Here is a 2,168-nt window from a genome sequence, read left to right as displayed (position 1 = left end):
GAATAGGGGAGGCGCAGCGAAAGCGAGTCCGAACAGGGCGACAAGAGTCGTTGGGCGTAGACCCGAAACCAGATGATCTATCCATGGTCAGGTTGAAGGTGTGGTAACACACACTGGAGGACCGAACCGACTAGTGTTGCAAAATTAGCGGATGAACTGTGGATAGGGGTGAAAGGCTAAACAAATCTGGAGATAGCTGGTTCTCCCCGAAAACTATTGAGGTAGTGCCTCGTGTATGACTCCAGGGGGTAGAGCACTGTTATGGCTAGGGGGACATGGCGTCTTACCAAACCATGGCAAACTCCGAATACTTGGAAGTTTGAGCACGGGAGACAGAGCACCGGGTGCTAACGTCCGGACTCAAAAGGGAAACAACCCAGACCGCCGGCTAAGGTCCCAAATATCGGCTAAGTGGAAAACGAAGTGGAAAGGCTAAGACAGTCAGGAAGTTGGCTTAGAAGCAGCCATCCTTCAAAGAAAGCGTAATAGCTCACTGATCGAGTCTTTCTGCGCGGAAGATGTAACGGGGCTAAGTCGATAACCGAAGCCGCGGATTCGCAGCAATGCGAGTGGTAGGGGAGCGTTCCGTAAGCCTGCGAAGGCGGACCCGCGAGGGCCGCTGGAGGTATCGGAAGTGCGAATGCTGACATGAGTAACGTTAAAGCGGGTGAAAAGCCCGCTCGCCGCAAGCCCAAGGTTTCCTGCTCTACGTTCATCGGAGCAGGGTGAGTCGGCCCCTAAGGCGAGGCTGAGAAGCGTAGCCGATGGGAAGCAGGTTAATATTCCTGCACCGCCGCCAAGTGCGAAGGGGGGACGGAGCATTGAAGGTCATCCGGGTGTTGGAAATCCCGGTTTACGAGCGTAGGAGGTCGACAGGCAAATCCGTCGACGAATCTCCGAGGCGAAGGATCGAGAGCCGTATGGCTTGAAGTGACCGGATGTGCTTCCAGGAAAAGCCTCTAAGCGTCAGCTTGGCGGGACCGTACCGCAAACCGACACTGGTGGGCGAGCTGAATATGCTCAGGCGCTTGAGAGAACTCAGGAGAAGGAACTCGGCAAATTGACACCGTAACTTCGGGATAAGGTGTGCCTTTGTAGCGTGAAGGGAGAAACACCCGGAGCGTGAAGAGGTCTCAGAGAATCGGTGGCTGCGACTGTTTACTAAAAACACAGCACTCTGCAAAGATGAAAGTCGACGTATAGGGTGTGATGCCTGCCCGGTGCTGGAAGATTAATTGATGGGGTGCAAGCCCTTGATCGAAGTCCCAGTAAACGGCGGCCGTAACTATAACGGTCCTAAGGTAGCGAAATTCCTTGTCGGGCAAGTTCCGACCTGCACGAATGGCATAACGATGGCCACACTGTCTCCTCCTGAGACTCAGTGAAGTTGAAGTGTTTGTGATGATGCAATCTCCCCGCGGCTAGACGGAAAGACCCCATGAACCTTTACTGCAGCTTTGCATTGGACTTTGAACCGATCTGTGTAGGATAGGCGGGAGGCAGAGAAACCGGGACGCCAGTACCGGTGGAGCCATCCTTGAAATACCGCCCTGATTTGTTTGAGGTTCTAACCTAGGCCCGTGAACCGGGTCGGGGACCGTGCATGGTAGGCAGTTTGACTGGGGCGGTCTCCTCCTAAAGGGTAACGGAGGAGTGCGAAGGTACGCTAGGTACGGTCGGAAATCGTGCTGATAGTGCAATGGCAAAAGCGTGCTTGACTGCGAGACCGACAAGTCGAGCAGATACGAAAGTAGGTCATAGTGATCCGGTGGCTCTGAATGGAAGGGCCATCGCTCAACGGATAAAAGGTACTCTGGGGATAACAGGCTGATACCGCCCAAGAGTTCATATCGACGGCGGTGTTTGGCACCTCGATGTCGGCTCATCTCATCCTGGGGCTGTAGCCGGTCCCAAGGGTATGGCTGTTCGCCATTTAAAGAGGTACGTGAGCTGGGTTTAAAACGTCGTGAGACAGTTTTGTCCCTATCTGCCGTGGGCGCTGGAAGATTGACGGGGGCTGCTCCTAGTACGAGAGGACCGGAGTGGACTCACCTCTGGTGTACCGGTTGTCGCGCCAGCGGCATCGCCGGGTAGCTATGTGGGGAAGAGATAACCGCTGAAAGCATCTAAGCGGGAAACTTGCCTGAAGATAAGTCTTCCTGGAGGCT

The 2,168-nt window shown here is 54.5% G+C and carries 1 rRNA gene; it reads left to right on the top strand.

Going from position 1 to position 2,168, the window contains the following annotated elements:
- Positions 1-2,168, top strand: a 23S ribosomal RNA gene (locus H6A60_RS11000); the annotation flags it as partial.

It is taken from the genome of Sutterella massiliensis (assembly GCF_016899755.1).
Lineage (GTDB): Bacteria > Pseudomonadota > Gammaproteobacteria > Burkholderiales > Burkholderiaceae_F > Sutterella > Sutterella massiliensis.
This window is presented reverse-complemented; position numbering and strand designations above follow the sequence as displayed.